Genomic DNA, 17499 nt, shown 5'->3' on the forward strand with positions numbered 1-17499 from the left:
CGAGGAGCATGTCGTCAAGCCCCGCACGCTGAGGGGGGTTTCGGGCCGACACTCACGGAATGGACACGCCACCTTCGCGCCACGCGCTCCCCGATCTGGTCTGCTTCTCGCACCTCCGCTGGGACTTCGTCTATCAGCGCCCCCAGCACCTGATGAGCCGATTCGCCCGCACACGACGGGTGTCGTTCATCGAGGAGCCGCTGTTCGAGCCGACCGAGCGTCCCTACCTGCGCGTGACGACAAGGGACGCGGGAGTAGACGTGGTGGTCCCCGTGCTCCCCGAGGACATGCCCGCCCGTGAGTCGATCGCGGCGCAGCACCAGCTGTTCAGTGCGTACATCACCGAGCACTGCGCGACTCCGCCCACCTTCTGGCTGCAAACCCCCATGGCCGTACCCCTCGCGCCGACGGAATTGGCCGGCATCGTCATCTACGACTGCATGGACGAGCTGAGCGCCTTCCACGGCGCCTCACCGTCGCTGGCTTTCAACGAGAAGCAGCTGCTGGGCCGCGCAGATCTCGTCTTCACCGGCGGCCGGGCGCTCTACGAGGCGAAGCGCACCCGGCATCCGAGCGTCCACTGCTTTCCGAGCGGCATCGACCGGGCGCACTTCGCCACTGCGCGTGCCCATCGCCACGGAGGAGGATGCCCGGCGGAGTTCCGCGACATGCCGCAGGGCACGCGGGTCGGCTTCGCGGGCGTGATCGATGAGCGCCTCGACATCCCTCTTCTGGCTGACGTCGCGGACGCGCGCCCGGAGTTCCAGTTCGTCATGGTGGGTCCCGTGGTGAAGATCGACCCCGAATCGCTCCCCCGGCGCGAGAACATCCACTACCTCGGCATGCGGTCGTATGACGAGCTGCCGGCGTACATGGCGGAATGGGATGTCGCGATGATGCCGTTTGCGCGCAACTCCGCCACCCGGTTCATCAGCCCCACCAAGACCCCGGAGTACCTGGCCGCAGGGCTTCCGGTCGTATCGACGAGCATCCTCGACGTCGTGCGCCAGTACGGCAGCGCCGGCCTCGTCGCCATCGCCGACGAGCCCGGGGACTTCGCCGCGGCGCTCGATGCGGCGGTGGAGACGAGGAGCGATCCCGGCCGGCTCCGCGCCGTGGATGCGGCACTGGCGCAGTCCACCTGGGAATCGGTCTGGGAGCGCATGGCCGCGCTGGAGCGCGCACGCATCCGGGTCGCCACCCCTGCGGAAGCGCCCGTTCCATCCGGCGGCAGAGCGCGCGCGCAGTGATGGAAGGCGACCCGGCGGCGCCCGAGATCTGGGGCGGAATCGAGTGCACCGTGAACCGGGTGGGCTCCGAGTACCGCAGCCAGTTCTCGTTCAGCGGGCACCCCGACCGGGTCGAGAGCGACCTGGACGCCTTCGAGGAACTCGGCCTGGCGGCGATCCGATATCCCATCCTCTGGGAAGACGTTCACACCCCGACGGGATCCCTCGACTTCAGCAGAGCCGACCGGGCCATGGCCCACCTTCGAGGAAGTGCGATGCGTCCGATCGTCGGGCTGCTCCACCACGGCAGCGGCCCGCCCATCACCGACCTGACCGATCCGCAGTTCCCCGAGAAGCTCGCCGGCTTCGCGACGGCCGTCGCGCGGCGCTACCCCTGGGTGGACGCCTACACCCCCGTCAACGAGCCGTTGACGACCGCCCGCTTCTCCGGTCTGTACGGCCACTGGTATCCCCATGCGCACGACGATCGCTCCTTCGTGGCGATGCTGCTGGCACAGGTGCGCGGCACGGTGCTGGCCATGCGCGCCATTCGCGAGGTCAACCCCGCGGCGGAGCTCATCCAGACCGAGGACCTCGGCCGCGCCGCCGGAACGCAGCGCCTGCAAGGGCAAGTGGTGTTCGAGAACCTGCGGCGCTGGCTCTCGTTCGACCTGCTGTGCGGGAGGGTCGTGCCGGAGCATCCGCTCTACCCCTACCTGACCCGCAAAGGCGGCGCCGATCCCGCGGCTCTCGCGTGGATCGCCGAGAACGCCTGCCCGCCCGACATCCTGGGAATCAATCACTATCCGCGCAGCAATCGCTGGCTCGATGACCGTCTCCCGCTCTACGACAGGAGGGCGCACGGAGGCAACGGACGCCTCCGCTACGCGGATGTGGCCGCCTGCGATGCGCCCGGCGTGGACCGCCCCACCGTGCTGTCGCTGATTCAGGAGGCGTGGCACACCTATGGCATCCCCGTCGCTTTGACCGAGGTTCATGTGGACGGGGATGCCGGCACCCGTGTGGCCTGGTGGCGCAATGCGATCGAGGCGACCGAGGCCGCCCTCCGGTACGGCGCCGACGTGCGCGCTGTGACGGCATGGAGCCTGCTCGGCTCGTTCGACTGGAACACCCTCTGCACCAGCACGGGCGAGTGGGTCGACTATGAGGAGGGCGTGTTCGAGCTCTCGACCGGATGGCCGCGGGAAACGGCGCTCGCCGAGGTCATCCGCGAGACGAGCGGGGTGTCGCTCGCCGCGCGGATCGCGTGACGATTCACCCGCCGCCGGTCACCAGGCGCCCGGCGCGTAGTCCTTGAGGAAGACCCCGAACAGGTCTTCGCCGGCCTCGCCGCGCACGATCGGGTCATACACCCGCGCTGCTCCGTCCACCAGATCGAGCGGGGCGTGGAAGCCCTCCTCAGCCAGACGCACCTTTGTGGGATGCGGGCGCTCGTCGGTGATCCAGCCGGTGTCGACGCTCGTCATGAGGATGCGGTCGCTCTCGAACATCTCGCGCGCGCTCGTGCGGGTGAGCATGTTGACAGCGGCCTTGGCCATGTTGGTGTGCGGATGCCCCGGTCCCTTGTAGCCGCGGCCGAAGACGCCTTCCATCGCGCTGACATTCACCACATAGGTGCGCCGAGACTCACTGGCCGCCATCGACGGCCGCAGCTTCGAGACGAGCAGGAACGGCGCGGTCGTGTTCGCGAGCTGGACTTCGAGCATCTCGAGAGGATCCACCTCCTCGACGCGCTGCACCCAGGAGTTCGAGTGATCGAGGTCGGGGACGAGTCCCCCCGCGTCGATCGCCGTGCCGGCCGCGAGCCGCTCGAGGGAGCTCGATCCGGCAGCCATCGCCTGCTCGGTGAGCTCGTCCGCGCGGGCGGCGGCCGCCGCGAGGATCGGATGGGCGCTCACCGAGCGCTCGAGCGCCTGGGGATGCTGGTCGTTGGTGTGCCCGAACGTCACGAGCTCGGGCAGCGGACCGCTCGGCAAGGGCGCGAGCTCGGCATCCACCAGCGGCTGATAGGCACCCGGCGAGCGCCGGACCGTCTGGGTGGCGTTGTTGATGAGGATGTCGAGGGATCCGGCGGCCGCCACATCCTCGGCGAGCCCGATCACCTGCGCCGGGTCGCGCAGGTCGATGCCGACGATCTTGAGGCGGTGGATCCACTCCCCCGAATCCTCGAGGCTGCTGAAGCGCCGCACAGCGTCGCGCGGGAACCGGGTGGTGATCGTGGTGTGCGCGCCGTCGCGCAGCAGGCGCAGCGCGATGTACATGCCGATCTTGGCGCGGCCGCCCGTGAGGAGCGCGCGCTTGCCGGTGAGGTCGGTGCGGGCGTTGCGCTTCTCGTGGCTCATCGCCGCGCACGACGGGCAGAGCTGGTGATAGAACGCGTCGACGACCGTGTACGGCTGCTTGCAGATGTAGCAGCCCCGCGCCTTGAGGAGGGTTCCCGCGGTCGGCGCCGTGGTCGCGGTGCTGATCGGGATGCCGCGCGTCTCGTCGTCGATGCGGTCGGGCGCGCCGGTGGCCGTGGCCGCCACGACCTCGCGGTCGGCCTGGGCGATCGCGTCGCGGATCTCACGGCGGCGCACCTTCTTCACCGCCTTGAACATCGCGGCCGTCGCACGGCGCACGGCGACGTAATCGGGGTGGGACTCATCGACGCCCGCCATGCCGTCGAGCACCCGCAGCGTGATGGCCAGCTCTGTCGGATCGATGCCGCTGGGCGGGAGGTCGGAGGCGGCAGGAGTCTCGGGAGGCACACACGATTTTACGTCGACCGCGATGTGCGGATCCTGTTACCGTGCGACGGTGACCTCCGTGCCCGGCGAACCGACAGCGCTCCGGCGCATCCACGTCTCGGCAGCGGTCATCTTCGACGACGAGGGACGACTGCTCGTGGTCCGCAAGGCAGGAACGACGGCCTTCATGCAGCCCGGCGGCAAGCCCGAGCACGGCGAGTCGGCGAGCGAGACCCTCAGCCGCGAGCTGGACGAAGAGCTCGGCCTCCGTCTCGACCCCGGGGAGCTGCGCGCACTCGGATCCTTCACGGCAGCCGCGGCGAACGAGCCGGGCTTCCTCGTGGTCGCCGAGGTGTTCGAAGCGGACATCGGCGCCCAGCTCCCGCGGGTGGGCGCCGAGATCGCGGAGCTGAGATGGGTCTCGCGAGCGGATGCCGATCAGCTCGAGATCGCCCCGCTGGCGCGCGAGTACTTCCTTCCGCTCTGAGTCCCCGGTCCCGCGCCTCCACCGGCTACGCTCGCGACGTGAGCGACTACGACGTGGTGGAGATGGGCGGCCTCGACGAGTGGCGGGAGCACTACGGCGGATTCCGCCCCGAGAGCTCGCGCGACGGGCGGCGCGTCGTCGACCACGAGATCACGATGCAGTACATCGGGATGACGGCGAACGCCTTCGAGCCCGGTGAAGAGGCCGGCTACTGGCACGCGCACGCACGCGTCGAGGAGCTGTACGTCTTCCTGGCGGGGCGCGGGCAGATGGGCCTCAACGACGATGTGGTCGACGTCGGACCCGGAACGGTCGTGCGCGTGCATCAGGACGTGTGGCGCACCTGGCGCTGCCTTCCCGACAGTCCGGAGCAGCTGCGCTGGCTCTGCATCCGCGCCGGCGGCGACGAGCTGCCGCACTTCCCGGACGACAGCCGGCGCGACAACGACCGCCCGTCGCCGTGGTGAGTGCCGGTCGAGGCTGAGATCAGGGCGTCCACCACGGCCGAAGCGGCAGATCGCCTGTGCCTCCGCTGCCGTCCGGCCTGACCGCCAGCACGTGGTGCAGCTGGATGCCGCCGGTCTCGAAGGCCAGTCGCGATCCCGCCATGTAGAGGCCCCAGATCTTCGCGGCGGGGAGGCCGACGTCGGCGACCGCCTCGTCCCAGTGATCCACGAGATTGGCGCACCAGTCTCGCAGCGTGAGCGCGTAGTGCGGACGCAGATTCTCTTCGTGCAGCACCTCGAGACCGGCATCCTGCGCCGCCGTGATGATGCGACCAGACCCGGTGAGCTCGCCGTCCGGGAAGACATAGCGGTCGATGAAGCCCTGTGTCGAGGGCTCCGTCTGGTTGTCGCACCGGGTGATGCAGTGGTTGAGCAGCAGCCCACCCGGGCGCAGGCGAGACTGCAGGAAGCGGAAGTACGACGGATAGTTGCGGACGCCGATGTGCTCGAGCAGCCCGATCGACGACACCGCGTCGAAGCTGCTCTCGGTGATGTCGCGATAGTCGCTGAAGCGGACTTCGGCGAGGTCGGCGAGTCCGGCATCGGCGATGGCCTGCTGCGCCCACGCCGTCTGCTCCCGCGAGAGGGTGACCCCGATTGCCTTCACGCCGTGCCGCGCGGCGTAGCGGACCATTTCGCCCCACCCGCAGCCGACATCGAGCAGCCGGTCGCCGGGCTTCAGGCGGAGCTTCTCGAAGATCAGCCGGTACTTGTTCTCCTGGGCGTCCTCGAGCGAGGCATCCGGAGCCGGATAGCACGCGCACGTGTAGGTCATCGAGGGCCCGAGCACCCACTCGTAGAACGTGTTCGAGACGTCGTAGTGGTGATGGATCGCCTCGGCGTCGCGGCTCTTGCTGTGCCGGAGGCCGGCGGCGACGCGGCGCCAGCGCGCCGGCACCTCCTCCGGAGGCGGAGCGATCGGCTTCAAGTGCTCCACGCCGATCGAGCGCACGATCTGCGCCATGACCTTCGCCGGCGGCCGCGCGAACTCGAGACTCTCGGCGAGCGCCTTGAGCAGGTCGTACGGATCGCCCGGATGGACTCCATGGATGTCGAGATCGCCGGCGATGTAGGCCCGCGCGAGCCCGAGATCGCCGCGTCCGGTCGCGAGGTACGTGGTGCCCCGGGGTGTCTTCAGCTCGAGCCCGAAGGGCGCATCTTCGGGGCCCGATGAGCTGCCGTCATAGGCGGTGATCCGCAGCGGCAGCCGGCCGCCGACGAAGATCTCGAGGATCTCGGCGAGGGTGAGCTTCGCTGTCGTCGGGGACGCGTCGGCCTTGCCGGCCGCGTTCTCGGTGAAGGTGATCATCGTCGTTGCACCGCCTTGGCATAGAGGTCGAGAAGCCGGGAATCCGGGTCGTACCGGCGCTTCACCGCGCGGTAAGCGGCACCGCCATAGAGAGCGTCGAATTCATCCCGCGAGTAGAACGCGTCGGAGTAGAGCGACTTGTGGCCGTCCAGCTCGCTCACTCTGCGCTCGATCATCCGGTTCGTCTCACCCTCGGTCGCGCCCACCGGGACGGTCGACCAGAATCCGACGTTCACGTACGTCTCGCGAGGGCGCAAGGGGTACAGCGGCCAGTCCGCGTCACCGCGCAGCCGGATCGGGCACAGCCAGATCGGCTCGATCGGAACGTTCCCGAGGAACCAGTCGACGAACTCGGCGCAGGTCGAGATGGGCACCTCGATGTCCTGGATCACGCGCTCGCGCGACGGCCGCCCGTGCAGGTGCTCGAGCCGATCGCCGATGTCGAACCGGCGTTCCAGCCGCATGAGCGTCGCGTACGAACGGCTGCGGCGATACCGTCGCGGCCAGAATCTGCGAACCACGGGATGCTGCGCCCCGAACGCCTCGGAGCACCAGAACCAGTCGGCATCCCATCGCCAGAGATAGTCGTGGATGCTGAGGCGGTCGGTCTTGGTGCCCTCCTCGTGCTGGATGGAGCGGTAGTACACCTGCTGCCTGGTGTAATCGCTCACCGGGCCGGACGCCGAGGTCTGCGCGCCGACGCAGAGGTAGCTCTCGTCGGAGCTGAAGACCACCCCGTCGAGGTAGTCGACCTGGACTCGGTCGAACTGGCGGGTCTGGATGATCCCGTCCATGGCGGCGACGAGCGCGGCGAGGTCGTGGAATCGCAGGTGCCTGAGGGCGACGAACGGCTCGACCGGCTCGAGCTCGATGCGCAGCCGGACGGCGTAGCCCAGGGTGCCGTAAGAGTTCGGGAACGTCCGGAAGAGGTCCGCGTTCTCGTGCGGCGACACCGTGACGATCTCGCCGGCTCCGGTGAGGATGTCCATCTCGAGCACGGACTCGTGCGGCATCCCGTTGCGGAAGGAGGAGGACTCGATGCCGAGGCCGGTGACGGCACCTCCGAGTGTGATCGTCTTCAGCTGAGGAACGACGAGCGGCGCGAGCCCGAAGGGCAGCGTCGCTGCCACGAGGTCCTCGTAGGTGCACATCCCGGCGACGTCGGCCGTCCGGGCGACCGGGTCGACCTCGATGACGCCCGTCAGCCCGGTGGTGTCGAGGCCGGGGACGTGCGTCTTGGAGCGTGACCGGAAGAGGTTCGAGGTGCGCTTGGCGAGTCGGACCGGTGCTGACGCGGGCACGGCGCGATAGCTCGCCAGGAGACGCTCCACGCCGTCGGCGTGGGCGGTCCGGGCGTCGATCGCCGTTGCTGACACGCCCTCACGTTAGTCCGAGCCGCGACTCGGGTGAAGGGGTGATTCCGGCGAAGATCAGGCCTGGTCCGGCCCTCCGCCTGCAAGGAGCAGGCGCTTGATCTCGTCGAGTTCCGCGCTGTTGCGGATGAGGAGGGCCCGGAGCTCTTCCGCTGTCGCGGTCGCGGGCACCTGCGTTGTCGCGGTCGCCGGCACCTCCGCCGACGCGGTCGCCGGCACCTCCGCCGGCGCTGGAGCGACAGCATCCGTCGCCGGCTGCTCGACCGGTTCGGGAGCCTCGGCCCCCTCCCCGGCGTCCTCCACGACGTCATCGCCCTTGCGAGGTGCGAGGAAGAGGTTGGCGAGATAACCGGTGAACGTGCCGAAGATGCCGACACCCACCACGATGATCATCGTGCCCACAAGTCGACCGGCGTCGGTCACGGGGTAGCGGTCGCCGTAGCCCACCGTCGAGATGGTCACGATGGTGTACCACAGGGCGTCGGAGGCCGTCGTGATGTTCGCCCCCGCGGCGTCGTACTCGACGTAGAGGATCGTCAGACTGCCGAACTGCAGCACCAGGATGCCCATCAGGAGCAAGACGAGCAGCGCGCTTCCGGCCCGGTCCTTGATGAGCGTTCGCAGGATGGTCTTCGCGCCGAGCTCGCGGAAGAGGCGGAAGACGCGAATGAGCCGGAAGACCCGGAGGACCTTCAGCTGGGGGAACGGGAGGCTGGCGAGCAGATCGGCCCAGCCGGCGTGCCGGAAGAAGTACCCGGTGCGAGACGGGGCGGTCACCATCCGGTACGTGAAGTCGCCGAGGAAGATGAGGCTGAACAGCGCGTTCATGACGCCCAGGACGGTCTGGAGGTCCTCGTTGTCGACAATCGTGATCACGAGGACCAGATTCAGGATCGACAGGATCGACAGGATCGCGATGAAGATCTCGTAGCCGGTGCTCTTCAGCTCGGTGCGCGCCCTTTTGGTCATACCCGGAGTCTGCCAGGTCGTCCGAAAGTCGATCGGCGGCGATGTATCAAGCGGGCACTTCCGCTCTCTCCTCAGCGTGGACACAATTGGCCCTATGACGCACGCGGGCGCGGCATCCGTCGATTCGGTCGAGCCTGCCCGCTGGGAGCGCGCGGCCGACCTGTTCATCCGCTGGCGCGAGGGCGACAGCCGCTCGATGGACGAACTGGTCCGGCTGATGACTCCGGTGCTCTGGCATATCGTCCGCTCGTATGGATTGGATTCTGCGCTGGCGCAGGACGTCGTGCAGACCACCTGGCTGACTCTCGTGCGGCGCCATGCCTCGATCCTCGATCCTCAGGCGGTGTCGGGCTGGCTCACGATGTGCGCACGGCGGGAGGCATGGCGCGTCGGAAAGCAGCATCGGCTGGCGAACCCCACTGAGGAGGAGGCGCTCGAAGCGCGCCTTCCCGTGCGGGAATCCGCCGAGCAGACCGCGACGGCGGACGACGAGAAGTCGCGTCTCTGGGCGGCGGTCGGCAGCCTCGATGACCGATGCCGTCATCTGCTGAGGATCGTGGCCTTCGACGACCGTCCGGATTACGCACGCATCGGCGAGGACCTGGCGATGCCTGTCGGATCCATCGGACCGACGCGCCAGCGCTGCCTGGCTAAACTCCGCGCCGTACTCGAGGGCGCCGGATGGGAGAGAAATGAACACTGACGACTTCAGCGCCGACGCGGCGCTGTTCGCGCGACTCCGCGAGGTGTGGCAGGACGTGGACCCGGTGCCGGCGGACCTCGTCGACCGGATGGTCGCGGCGGTGGCCGTGGAGGACCTGTCGCGGGAGTACGCGCTGCTCACGCTCGTCGAGGGGTCCGCTCCTGCCGCCGTCCGGGGCGAGACCGACACCGCCACGCTGCAGTTCAGCGACGGCGAGACGAGCGTGCTGCTGCACGTCACCGCCACGGAGGACGGGTCCCGCCGCATCGACGGGTGGGTCGACACCAGCGCTCTCGCGATCCGCCTGGTGCAGGGGGATCACGACTGGCCGGCGGAGGTCGGCGAGCACGGTCGCTTCGCGCTCGACTCCGTTCCGGCAGGCGTATCGCAGCTGCGGATCGTCGTGCGAGGAGCCGACGGCGACGTGCACGACTTCCGCACCCCTCGGTTCGAAGTGTAGGCACTCGAGCTGCTCAGCCCGAGGTGATCACCCCGCCGTCCGGCTCCTCGCCGCGCGGAGACAGGAGACAAGGACATGGCCGACGAACCCACCTGGCGAGACCGAGACACCGCCTCGCGCGGAGTGCTCCTCGACCCTGCGCACGACGCGGTGGACGGCATCCGGGCCCATCCGACCGTGTATGTGCCGGGGCACCTTCTGATCAGCGGCGACCCAGGACCCGCACTGGAGCTGCTCAGCGCCGCGGCCGTCGCGTTCGGGTGGGAAGTCGAGCCCGTGCAGGTCCGCGACAACCGCAATGCCGGCGGCAAGGAGCTGCGCAGCACTGAGCTCACGCGCGCCGACATCGTGAAGGACGCCCGCTCTGATCGCGATGAGCCCGTGGATGCCTGGCGGCTGCTGCAGCGAGCGCGACGGCTCGCGGGGTGGCTGGAGCGGCCCCGTCGGCAGCTGGCCGGTCCGGCCGTCCTCGATCCAGGCTGGCCGCGTCTCCGGCGGTCAGCGCTCCGCCGGTCGGCGCGAGTGCCGGAGGGCCATCCCCTGCGTTCGGTGGGGCTCGACCACGTCCTGTCTGTCGACGAGATCGGCGTCAACCCGTTCGCGAGGACGAACCCGTTCGCGAGGACCAATCCCTTCGCGAGGACCAATCCCTTCGCGCGCACCAATCCCGCCGCCGACCTCGAGAGCTACGCCTCGGCCGGGAGCGGCGGCCTCGAGGTGGTGACCTACGTCGGGGCGGCGCCGCGGGCGCAGCACGACGTGGAGAAGGGCGGGCGCAGACCTGTCGTGGCGGTGATCGACACCGGATGCGGAGAGCACGCGTGGCTGCGCGGCCCGGCGGACGCGGATCCCTGGGTGGACTCGCGCCTGGCCTCGCCCACGCCGCCGGAGGTGGTCGGCATCGACCAGCCCGAGACCAACCCTGAGGCCTTCCCCGACCAGACCGGACCACTCGACGGACGCCTCGACTCCTCGTCGGGTCATGGGACGTTCGTCAGCGGTATCGTCCGGCAGGCGGGCCCCGACGTGAACATCGTCGCGGTCCGCGTCTCGGACAGCGACGGCACCGTGATCGAGCTCGAGCTCATGCACGCCCTTGAGGAGCTGCTCGCGCTCGTGGACGACGGGGGGCAGCAGATCGACGTCATCAATCTCTCACTCGGGTACTACCACGAGACCCCCGAGGACGGGCTCTTCTCGACGGGGCTCTACGACATCCTGGTGGACCTCCGCAGTCGCGGGATCGTTGTCGTGTGCTCGGCCGGCAACGACGCCACGGATCGTCCCGCCTTCCCGGCGGCGCTCTGGGAGGGCAGCGATCCGGGACTCGGGCTGGGGCCCGAACCGGCGGGCATCGCCGCGCACTTCTCGGTCGGGGCGCTGAACCCGAATCGGCGGTCGGTCGCGCTGTACAGCAACCTCGGCTCCTGGGTGCGCGTCTACGCCCCGGGAACCTCCGTGCTCAGCACCATCCCCACGTCGTTCGAGGGCGGCATCGCAGCGCCGGCTCGCGACGACGTGGGCGGGCTCGAGCGGACGATGATCGATCCGGACGACTTCTACGGCGGGTTCGGGATCTGGAGCGGCACCTCTTTCGCGGCACCCTATGTGTCGGGCCTCATCGCCCAGGGGATGGCCGCGGAGCTCACCTCGGCAGGCTCGCGCCCGACGCGGGGATTCGAGGACGTCTACGCGCAGCTCTCTGGCAAGGACACCTCGGTATGGGATGCCGCCGCCATCGCAAGCAGGGCCGCTGCGGGCGAGGCCGGCTGAGAAGTGGGAGAAGCCCGCCCGTGACGGCGAACATCGCAGAGAACGACGTCGGGAAGACGCGAGTGCCCCCATCGGCCGACCCGCTCGCGCTCTACCGGCACGGCGTGGATCAGGTGAACGAGGGCCGCTATGCCGAGGCGCGCCGAACGCTCGCGCGCGCAGCGGACGCCGCCGAAGCCCGGGGCGAGGTCGACATCGCCGCTCGCGTCGCCGGCACCTCCGGCTACCTGCTCGCGATCTCCAGCGATGCGGAGGAGGGTGAGCGGCTCTGCCGGGAGGCCCTTGCCCGACCTGGTCTGGCGCCCGAGACCGTGGCGATCCTGCACGGGCAGCTCGGATCGATCGAGATGTCGCGCGGACGACTCGACAGCGCGTCGGAGTGGCTGAGCAGAAGCATCCGGGGCCTCGCCCACGACCCCCTGCGCGCCGCGAACATGCGGATGAACCGGGCTCTCGTCGACATGGACCGCGGTCAGTTCGAGGCGGCCAAGGCCGACCTGGAATGGGCGGAGCGGGCCTACCTCGAACAGGGTGACGTGCTGGCCGCGTCGCAGGCGGAACACAACCACGGCTACGTCTCGATGCTCGAGGGAGACCTCGTCCGCGCGCTGCAGACGATGGAGCGCGTGCGCGCTCCCCTCGACAGCGAGTCGGAGCTCTGGGCCGCGACGAACGAGCTGGACCGTGCCCAGGCGCTCAGCGACGCGGGCCTCGTCACCGAGGCCGAGACGAGCCTCGCGAATGTCGCCCGGGTGTTCGCGAAGCTGTCCGCGGTGCGTGAGCAGGCCGATGCCGAGTACCTGCTCGCGCGGTCGCTGCTGCGCCATGCGCCGCTGCGGGCGGCGCGAGTCGCCGCCGCTGCCGGGCGGCGCTTCCGGCGTGTCGGGAGCGATGCCCGGGCCCTGAGGGCCGAAGCGCTGCATCTGCGCGCGCTGCTCGCCGCGGGTTCGGACGACGACCCGGGCGCACCTCGGCGCCGCCTGCCCGCTGCGGAGCACATCGCCTCCACGGCGCGCGCGCTGGAGAGACAGGGCTCGCGAGGGGATGCCGCCGCCCTACGCATGGCCGAACGGCTGGCGCGCGTGCGGCGGACAGGCCGCGATCGGGAGGGGCACGGACCCCGTCTGCTCAGGGCGGTCCCGCTGGAGGTCACCCTCATGACGTATGAGCTCCGGGCCGAGCACGCGCGACTCGACGGCCGCGAGGGCCTCGCTCGACGCGAGGCCGCCCGGGGGGTGGAGGTGCTCGAGCGGTCGCAGAAGTCGATGGGCAGCCTCGAACTGCAGGGCGCGGCGTCGATGCTCGGGCGGGGGCTGCTCAGGGCGGGCCTCTCCTCGGCAGTGCGATCGGGCCGCCCCGACCTCATCTTCGAGTGGTCGGAACGGGCCCGCCACACGAGCCTGCAGGTCGTGCCGCTGCGCCCGCCGCCCGACCCGGACTCCGCGGCGGAACTCGCTGAGCTGCGGATGATCCGGGCCGCGCATCCCGGCGGCGACTGGCTCCTCGACCCTCGCGCGGCGGCCCTGCGGGACCGCGCGCGGGAGCGGCAGTGGTCGAACACCGGGACCGCGTCGATCCACGAGCGCGTGGGGTTCAGCGAAGCGCGGTCGGCTCTGAGCGACGGCGATGCCATCGTCGCGTTCGTGTACGACGGACGGGCGCTCGCCGCCCTCGCTGCCACGACCCGTCGAACCGACGCCGTGCACTTGGACTGGCACGCCGTGCGCTCGACCATGGCGGGCCTGCGGTCAGACCTCGACATGTCGGCATCCGTCCGCTCCGGACCCTTCGCCCCCGCCGTCCACGCGTCGCTCGACGACCGGCTCGCCGCGCTCTCGCGGCTCCTGCTCGCGCCGATCGCCGCCGTGACCGACGGCGCATCGCGCCTCGTGATCACCATGCCGGGCGTGCTCTCGGGCACACCATGGGCGATGCTCCCGGCCCTCAGAGGCTGCGCCGTCACCGTGACACCGTCCGTGTCGCGCTGGGTCCGCCAGCGGGCCGGCGAAGCCTGGCGCGCCGAGTCCGTCGGCTTCGCGGCGGGCCCGCACGTCGCCCGCGGGGAGGAGGAGGTCACTCGCTCTGCGGCGGCGTGGCCCGCGGAGAAGCTTCTCCACGCCGACCCATCGACCGTGGATGCCGTGGCCGACCTGGCGACGCGGGTCGACATCCTGCATATCGCGGCTCACGGTCGTCACTCGAGCGACAACCCGCAGTTCTCCGCGGTCGAGCTGGCGGACGGTCCGCTCTTCGGCTACGACATCGACCGCATGGGCCGCGTGCCGCAGACCGTCGTGCTCTCGGCCTGCGAGCTCGGCCGCTCCTCAGTCCGGTGGGGCGAAGAGGCGATCGGGATGACCCGCGCGTGGCTGCATGCCGGCACGCGATGCGTCGTCGCCTCTCCCGTGGTGGTCACCGACGATGTCGCCTGCGAGCTTCTCGGGGCGATGCACGAGCGTCTGGCCGCCGGCGCGCTGCCCGCCGAAGCCCTCGCGCTCGCCGGGGAGCGGACCGGCATCGTCTCGCCGTTCCACGTGCACGGCACGGGGTTCTGAAGCCGGGGTCAGCCAACGCGCGCCGGCTCGAGCGAGAGCGCGAGCCACTGGCGGAGCGTGTCGAAGTGCTCGGCGTCGTCACTCCAGTCGGGCTCGGTGAGCACCCATCGATGCATCAGCCGGGCAGCCGTCTGCGTGCGGTGCCCGGCATCCAGAAGCTCGGCGAGCGCCTCGGCCTCTTCGTACCGCAGGCTGCACACGAACTCCCCGGTGCCGATGAGAAGGCTCTCCACGACGTCGGCGAGGCGATCGACCGTCTCTTCGAGGTGATTCCACGCGCCGGACGCGCTTCCCGCTCCCGGTCGGTACGTCATCGTCGTGCTCATCGCTGTTCTCCTCGTTCGGGGCGGAGGTTCCGCTCACCATGCAAGAGGTGCAGCGGCGTCACCTGATACCTCGAGACGGCTTCGGATGCCGATCCGCGGCGCGTGTATCAGCGCGGCCGGTTCCTGCTCCTTGAGCTGTGAGGGGACCCAGACGCCTGGGTGAATCGGCACCCCGAGACAGAAGGAACTGCCATGACTCATCCCTTCCCGCTCGATGACGTGCCTGAGGACGTCGTCAAGCACCTCGCCGCAGAGCTGGGGATCGCCAAGCCGCGCCTGGTCGCGGCATCCGAGACCCGCCTGCCCACGGGAGAGATCGCCCGGCTGGTGTCGGCGGCCGACCCCGAGAAGCCCAACTCCGTCGCCCACATCACCGTCAGTGAAGCAGGCGTGATCCGGCCGCTGGCCGGCCTCGAGCGCCTCCTCGGCGGCGAGAAGCTGTTCGTTCCCACCTTCGAGCCCGGACGGGAGGTGGCGCCCGTGACGAAGGAGCCGGTGACGATCGACCCGACCACCAACGACTGGCGGCTCAATCGCTGCGAGCGGGTGACCGAGACGATCACCGTGACCGTTCCGAAGTCGTCCGCGCCGCCCAAGGCAGACGTCTATCTGCTCGCGGACACGACGGGAAGCATGGGGTCGGTGCTGGCATCGGTCGCCGCGGGAGCGAGCGCGATCCTGAACAACCCCGCCCTCGCCGGGTTCGACGTGGCGTGGGGTGTCGGCAACTACCGCGACTTCCCCGTCGACGGCGGCGCGCACAACTCGTTCGCCTTCGCCCACCAGGTCTCGCCGACCACGGCTCTGCCGACCGCGGATGCCGCCATCGCGGCCTGGGCCGCCGGCGAAGGAGCCGACGGACCCGAGGGGCAGCTCTACGCGCTGCACCAGGTCGCGACGGACGCCGGGATCGGATGGAGACCGGATGCCCGGCGCATCCTGGTGTGGTTCGGCGACGCCCCCGGGCACGACCCCATCCCCACGGCCCTCAGCGGACTCGCGGCCGACATCACCGAGGCGACGGCGACCGCCGATCTCGTGGCCGCAGGCATCGCGGTCGTCGCCGTCAGCACCACCACCGGCTTCGCCACAGCGCTCGACGATGACCCCAACTCGGGAGCGATCGACTACGCGCCCTCCGTGCCGGCGGGCGCCGCAGGTCAGGCGACCCGGATCACGGCCGCCACCCCCGGCGGATCGCACACGACGGGCATCAACCCGGCCGACATCGTCACGACCCTGTCGGACCTGATCGCCGACGCCGTCTCGTCGATCGGCTCGGTATCGCTCGTCCCGACGGGAGACACCGCGCAGTTCGTGGAGTCGATCACCCCGGCGAGCTACGGTCCGCTCCCCGGCGACGAGGAGCACGTGCTGACCTTCGAAGTGACCTGGCTCGGTGTCAAGGACTGCCGCGAGCACCCCCAGGTGTTCACCGGCACGATCGACGTCGTCGCCGACGGGGTCGTCGTCGCCCAGAAGCGGGTACGGGTCACCGTTCCGCAGTGCCGCTACCACTACTCGGTCGAGTTCGTCTCGGGAGCGGCGAACGGCCGTGAGCCCGGGCCGTTCGTGCAGGGGCAATACGCGACGGCCGTGACGATCTACAACCCGGGGACCTGCGCGGTCGATGTCGAGAAGCGCTTCGCGGCGCTCGTCGTCGAGAGCAAGGTCGTGGGACGCGAGCCTGATGTCGTGCCGGCGAAGCAGTTCGCGGCGATCACGCTGCAGGCGGGTGAGGCGACGTTCGACGACGAGGTCGCGCTGAAGGAGCTCGGCGGCGCTGCCGGCGGACTGTTCTTCGGCGTCCTCGACATCGTCTCGGACCGGCCGCTCTCGGTGACGGCGACCCACACCGCCGGCGGCAAGGGCGCCGGCATCGGACCATCGATCACCTCACGGACGATCGAGGCGCATCGCGCACCGTGATGCGTCACCCCTCGTCGTCCCGGCCGGAGCAGCCGATCCTCCGGCCGGGACGATGTTCGTGCGGGCGCTGCCGACCGTCGTCCTCTCCCCTGCTGTCCCCGGGACTCGCGAACCCATGAGTTCCTTCCGAACCCACGCACGGTTCCACATGGGCTGGGCAACAACGCATGGGTTCGCGAGTCCGGCGGCCGCGCCTTGGCGGGCGGGCTGGATCGGCGGGGCGGCACCCGGCGGGGCGGGCCTGCGATGCCGACGACGGGAGTAGCGTGACGCTCGTGAAGCGAACCTGGCCCTTCCTCGTCCTCGGCGTCCTGCTCGCCCTCGTCGGGCTTATCTGGACCCTGCAGGGTCTGAACGTCCTGCCTGGATCTGCCATGAGCGGTTCACCTCTCTGGGCCACCATCGGCCCGTTCGTCCTGCTCGCGGGCCTCGCCCTGATCGTGGTCGGCATCGTGCTCTCGCGGAGGCGCAAGACGCCCTGACGATGGCGGCCCGCTGAATTGGCGGCATCCGGGCGACTGATGCGAGGATTCTGCTGATGAAACTCGCAGCGAAGATCGCGACAGCCGCGTCCGTGGCCGTCGTGGTGGGCCTCATCGCGATCGCGGCTCCCGTCATCGTCCCGTTCCTGCCTCGGCAGGTGCAGGTCGCCGTGGGCGGAACGCTCGACACCGTGCCCGGCACCGTCGACGAGCTGTTGTCGCAGACCCTCGATGGCGCCCAGGCCGGCGACGTGCGCGTGACGCACGCCGACGTGGACGAGGAGTACGTGAAGGCCGGGTCCATCTGGCCGTGGAGCCTGCCGGCCGGCTGGGGGTTCCCGCGCAACCGCGGGATCGCCGACACTCCCGGTCACCACTGGAACGGGATGGGACTGAAGGCCGCCTTCTCGATGTGGGCGACAGCATCCCTCGATGCCGTGAAGGGCGGCGATCTCTCAACGGATGCCGCGAACGAGCTGCTTGACGAGGTCGAAGATGCGACTCAGACGCTGCTCGACGCCGGCGTGCTGACCGATCGAGGATTCATCGAGGACGCCGTCACTCCGCTCCGTCCCTGACTCGCCACGCCGCGACCGGGTCGCTCGGGGCTTCCGTCAGAAGCCGAGGCCCAGCATCCAACGCCGACCG

The 17499-nt window shown here is 70.0% G+C and carries 16 protein-coding genes; 11 read left to right on the forward strand and 5 right to left on the reverse strand.

Going from position 1 to position 17499, the window contains the following annotated elements:
* Positions 1 to 59 precede the first annotated feature (59 nt).
* Both AC1DP3_RS09155 and AC1DP3_RS09160 read left to right on the forward strand, forming a co-directional pair.
* The gene (locus AC1DP3_RS09155) at positions 60 to 1250 is read left to right on the forward strand and encodes a glycosyltransferase (protein WP_477292845.1); all 1191 of its coding nucleotides are present in this window, start codon (positions 60 to 62) and stop codon (positions 1248 to 1250) included.
* Positions 1247 to 2500, forward strand: coding sequence for a hypothetical protein (locus tag AC1DP3_RS09160; protein ID WP_477292846.1), 1254 nt, complete (start codon positions 1247 to 1249; stop codon positions 2498 to 2500). Before AC1DP3_RS09155 ends, AC1DP3_RS09160 begins: the two co-directional genes overlap by 4 nt.
* Positions 2501 to 2518: 18 nt before the next feature.
* Here the strand turns inward: AC1DP3_RS09160 and AC1DP3_RS09165 are convergent, their stop codons facing one another.
* Complete coding sequence (locus tag AC1DP3_RS09165) at positions 2519 to 4000, reverse strand: SDR family NAD(P)-dependent oxidoreductase (RefSeq protein WP_477292847.1); 1482 nt, start codon at positions 3998 to 4000, stop codon at positions 2519 to 2521.
* Between the two features lie 49 nt (positions 4001 to 4049).
* Here AC1DP3_RS09165 and AC1DP3_RS09170 point away from each other — a divergent pair, with 49 nt between their 5' ends.
* Both AC1DP3_RS09170 and AC1DP3_RS09175 read left to right on the forward strand, forming a co-directional pair.
* Complete coding sequence (locus tag AC1DP3_RS09170; RefSeq protein ID WP_477292848.1) at positions 4050 to 4466, forward strand: NUDIX hydrolase; 417 nt, start codon at positions 4050 to 4052, stop codon at positions 4464 to 4466.
* A gap of 38 nt (positions 4467 to 4504) precedes the next feature.
* Positions 4505 to 4933: a cupin domain-containing protein gene (locus tag AC1DP3_RS09175; RefSeq protein ID WP_477292849.1), complete on the forward strand. Its 429-nt coding sequence runs from the start codon at positions 4505 to 4507 to the stop codon at positions 4931 to 4933.
* 19 nt (positions 4934 to 4952) lie between these two features.
* Here AC1DP3_RS09175 and AC1DP3_RS09180 read toward each other — a convergent pair whose 3' ends face one another.
* The 3 genes from AC1DP3_RS09180 to AC1DP3_RS09190 are packed head-to-tail and all read right to left on the reverse strand — an operon-like array spanning position 4953 to position 8623.
* A complete protein-coding gene (locus AC1DP3_RS09180) occupies positions 4953 to 6281 on the reverse strand; it encodes a class I SAM-dependent methyltransferase (protein WP_477292850.1) in 1329 nt (442 codons plus the stop codon).
* Positions 6278 to 7657, reverse strand: coding sequence for an FAD-binding oxidoreductase (locus AC1DP3_RS09185; RefSeq protein WP_477292851.1), 1380 nt, complete (start codon positions 7655 to 7657; stop codon positions 6278 to 6280). Before AC1DP3_RS09185 ends, AC1DP3_RS09180 begins: the two co-directional genes overlap by 4 nt.
* 54 nt (positions 7658 to 7711) lie before the next feature.
* Positions 7712 to 8623, reverse strand: a complete 912-nt coding sequence (locus AC1DP3_RS09190; protein WP_477292852.1) for an ion transporter — start codon at positions 8621 to 8623, stop codon at positions 7712 to 7714.
* A gap of 94 nt (positions 8624 to 8717) precedes the next feature.
* Between AC1DP3_RS09190 and AC1DP3_RS09195 the strand changes: the two genes are divergently transcribed.
* The 4 genes from AC1DP3_RS09195 to AC1DP3_RS09210 all read left to right on the forward strand — a co-directional run bounded on the left by AC1DP3_RS09195 (position 8718) and on the right by AC1DP3_RS09210 (position 14114).
* Positions 8718 to 9326, forward strand: a complete 609-nt coding sequence (locus AC1DP3_RS09195; RefSeq protein WP_477292853.1) for an RNA polymerase sigma factor — start codon at positions 8718 to 8720, stop codon at positions 9324 to 9326.
* Positions 9316 to 9786, forward strand: coding sequence for a hypothetical protein (locus AC1DP3_RS09200; protein WP_477292854.1), 471 nt, complete (start codon positions 9316 to 9318; stop codon positions 9784 to 9786). The genes AC1DP3_RS09195 and AC1DP3_RS09200 overlap by 11 nt, the downstream gene beginning before the upstream one ends.
* Before the next feature lie 75 nt (positions 9787 to 9861).
* The gene (locus AC1DP3_RS09205; protein WP_477292855.1) at positions 9862 to 11559 is read left to right on the forward strand and encodes a S8 family peptidase; all 1698 of its coding nucleotides are present in this window, start codon (positions 9862 to 9864) and stop codon (positions 11557 to 11559) included.
* A gap of 20 nt (positions 11560 to 11579) precedes the next feature.
* Entirely contained in the window at positions 11580 to 14114 is a 2535-nt protein-coding gene (locus AC1DP3_RS09210; protein WP_477292856.1) for a CHAT domain-containing protein, read from the forward strand.
* A gap of 8 nt (positions 14115 to 14122) precedes the next feature.
* On the opposite strand, the gene AC1DP3_RS09215 is transcribed toward AC1DP3_RS09210, so the two are convergent.
* Entirely contained in the window at positions 14123 to 14440 is a 318-nt protein-coding gene (locus tag AC1DP3_RS09215; protein ID WP_477292857.1) for a hypothetical protein, read from the reverse strand.
* A gap of 192 nt (positions 14441 to 14632) precedes the next feature.
* Here AC1DP3_RS09215 and AC1DP3_RS09220 point away from each other — a divergent pair, with 192 nt between their 5' ends.
* From AC1DP3_RS09220 to AC1DP3_RS09230, 3 genes are all read left to right on the forward strand, one after another.
* Positions 14633 to 16369, forward strand: coding sequence for a hypothetical protein (locus tag AC1DP3_RS09220; RefSeq protein WP_477292858.1), 1737 nt, complete (start codon positions 14633 to 14635; stop codon positions 16367 to 16369).
* A gap of 275 nt (positions 16370 to 16644) precedes the next feature.
* Complete coding sequence (locus tag AC1DP3_RS09225; RefSeq protein WP_477292859.1) at positions 16645 to 16851, forward strand: hypothetical protein; 207 nt, start codon at positions 16645 to 16647, stop codon at positions 16849 to 16851.
* Positions 16852 to 16907: 56 nt separating this feature from the next.
* On the forward strand, positions 16908 to 17429 hold the full coding sequence (locus tag AC1DP3_RS09230) for a hypothetical protein (RefSeq protein ID WP_477292860.1): 522 nt from the start codon (positions 16908 to 16910) through the stop codon (positions 17427 to 17429).
* Positions 17430 to 17499: the final 70 nt, after the last annotated feature.

The organism is Microbacterium sp. P5_B6 (assembly GCF_056400345.1).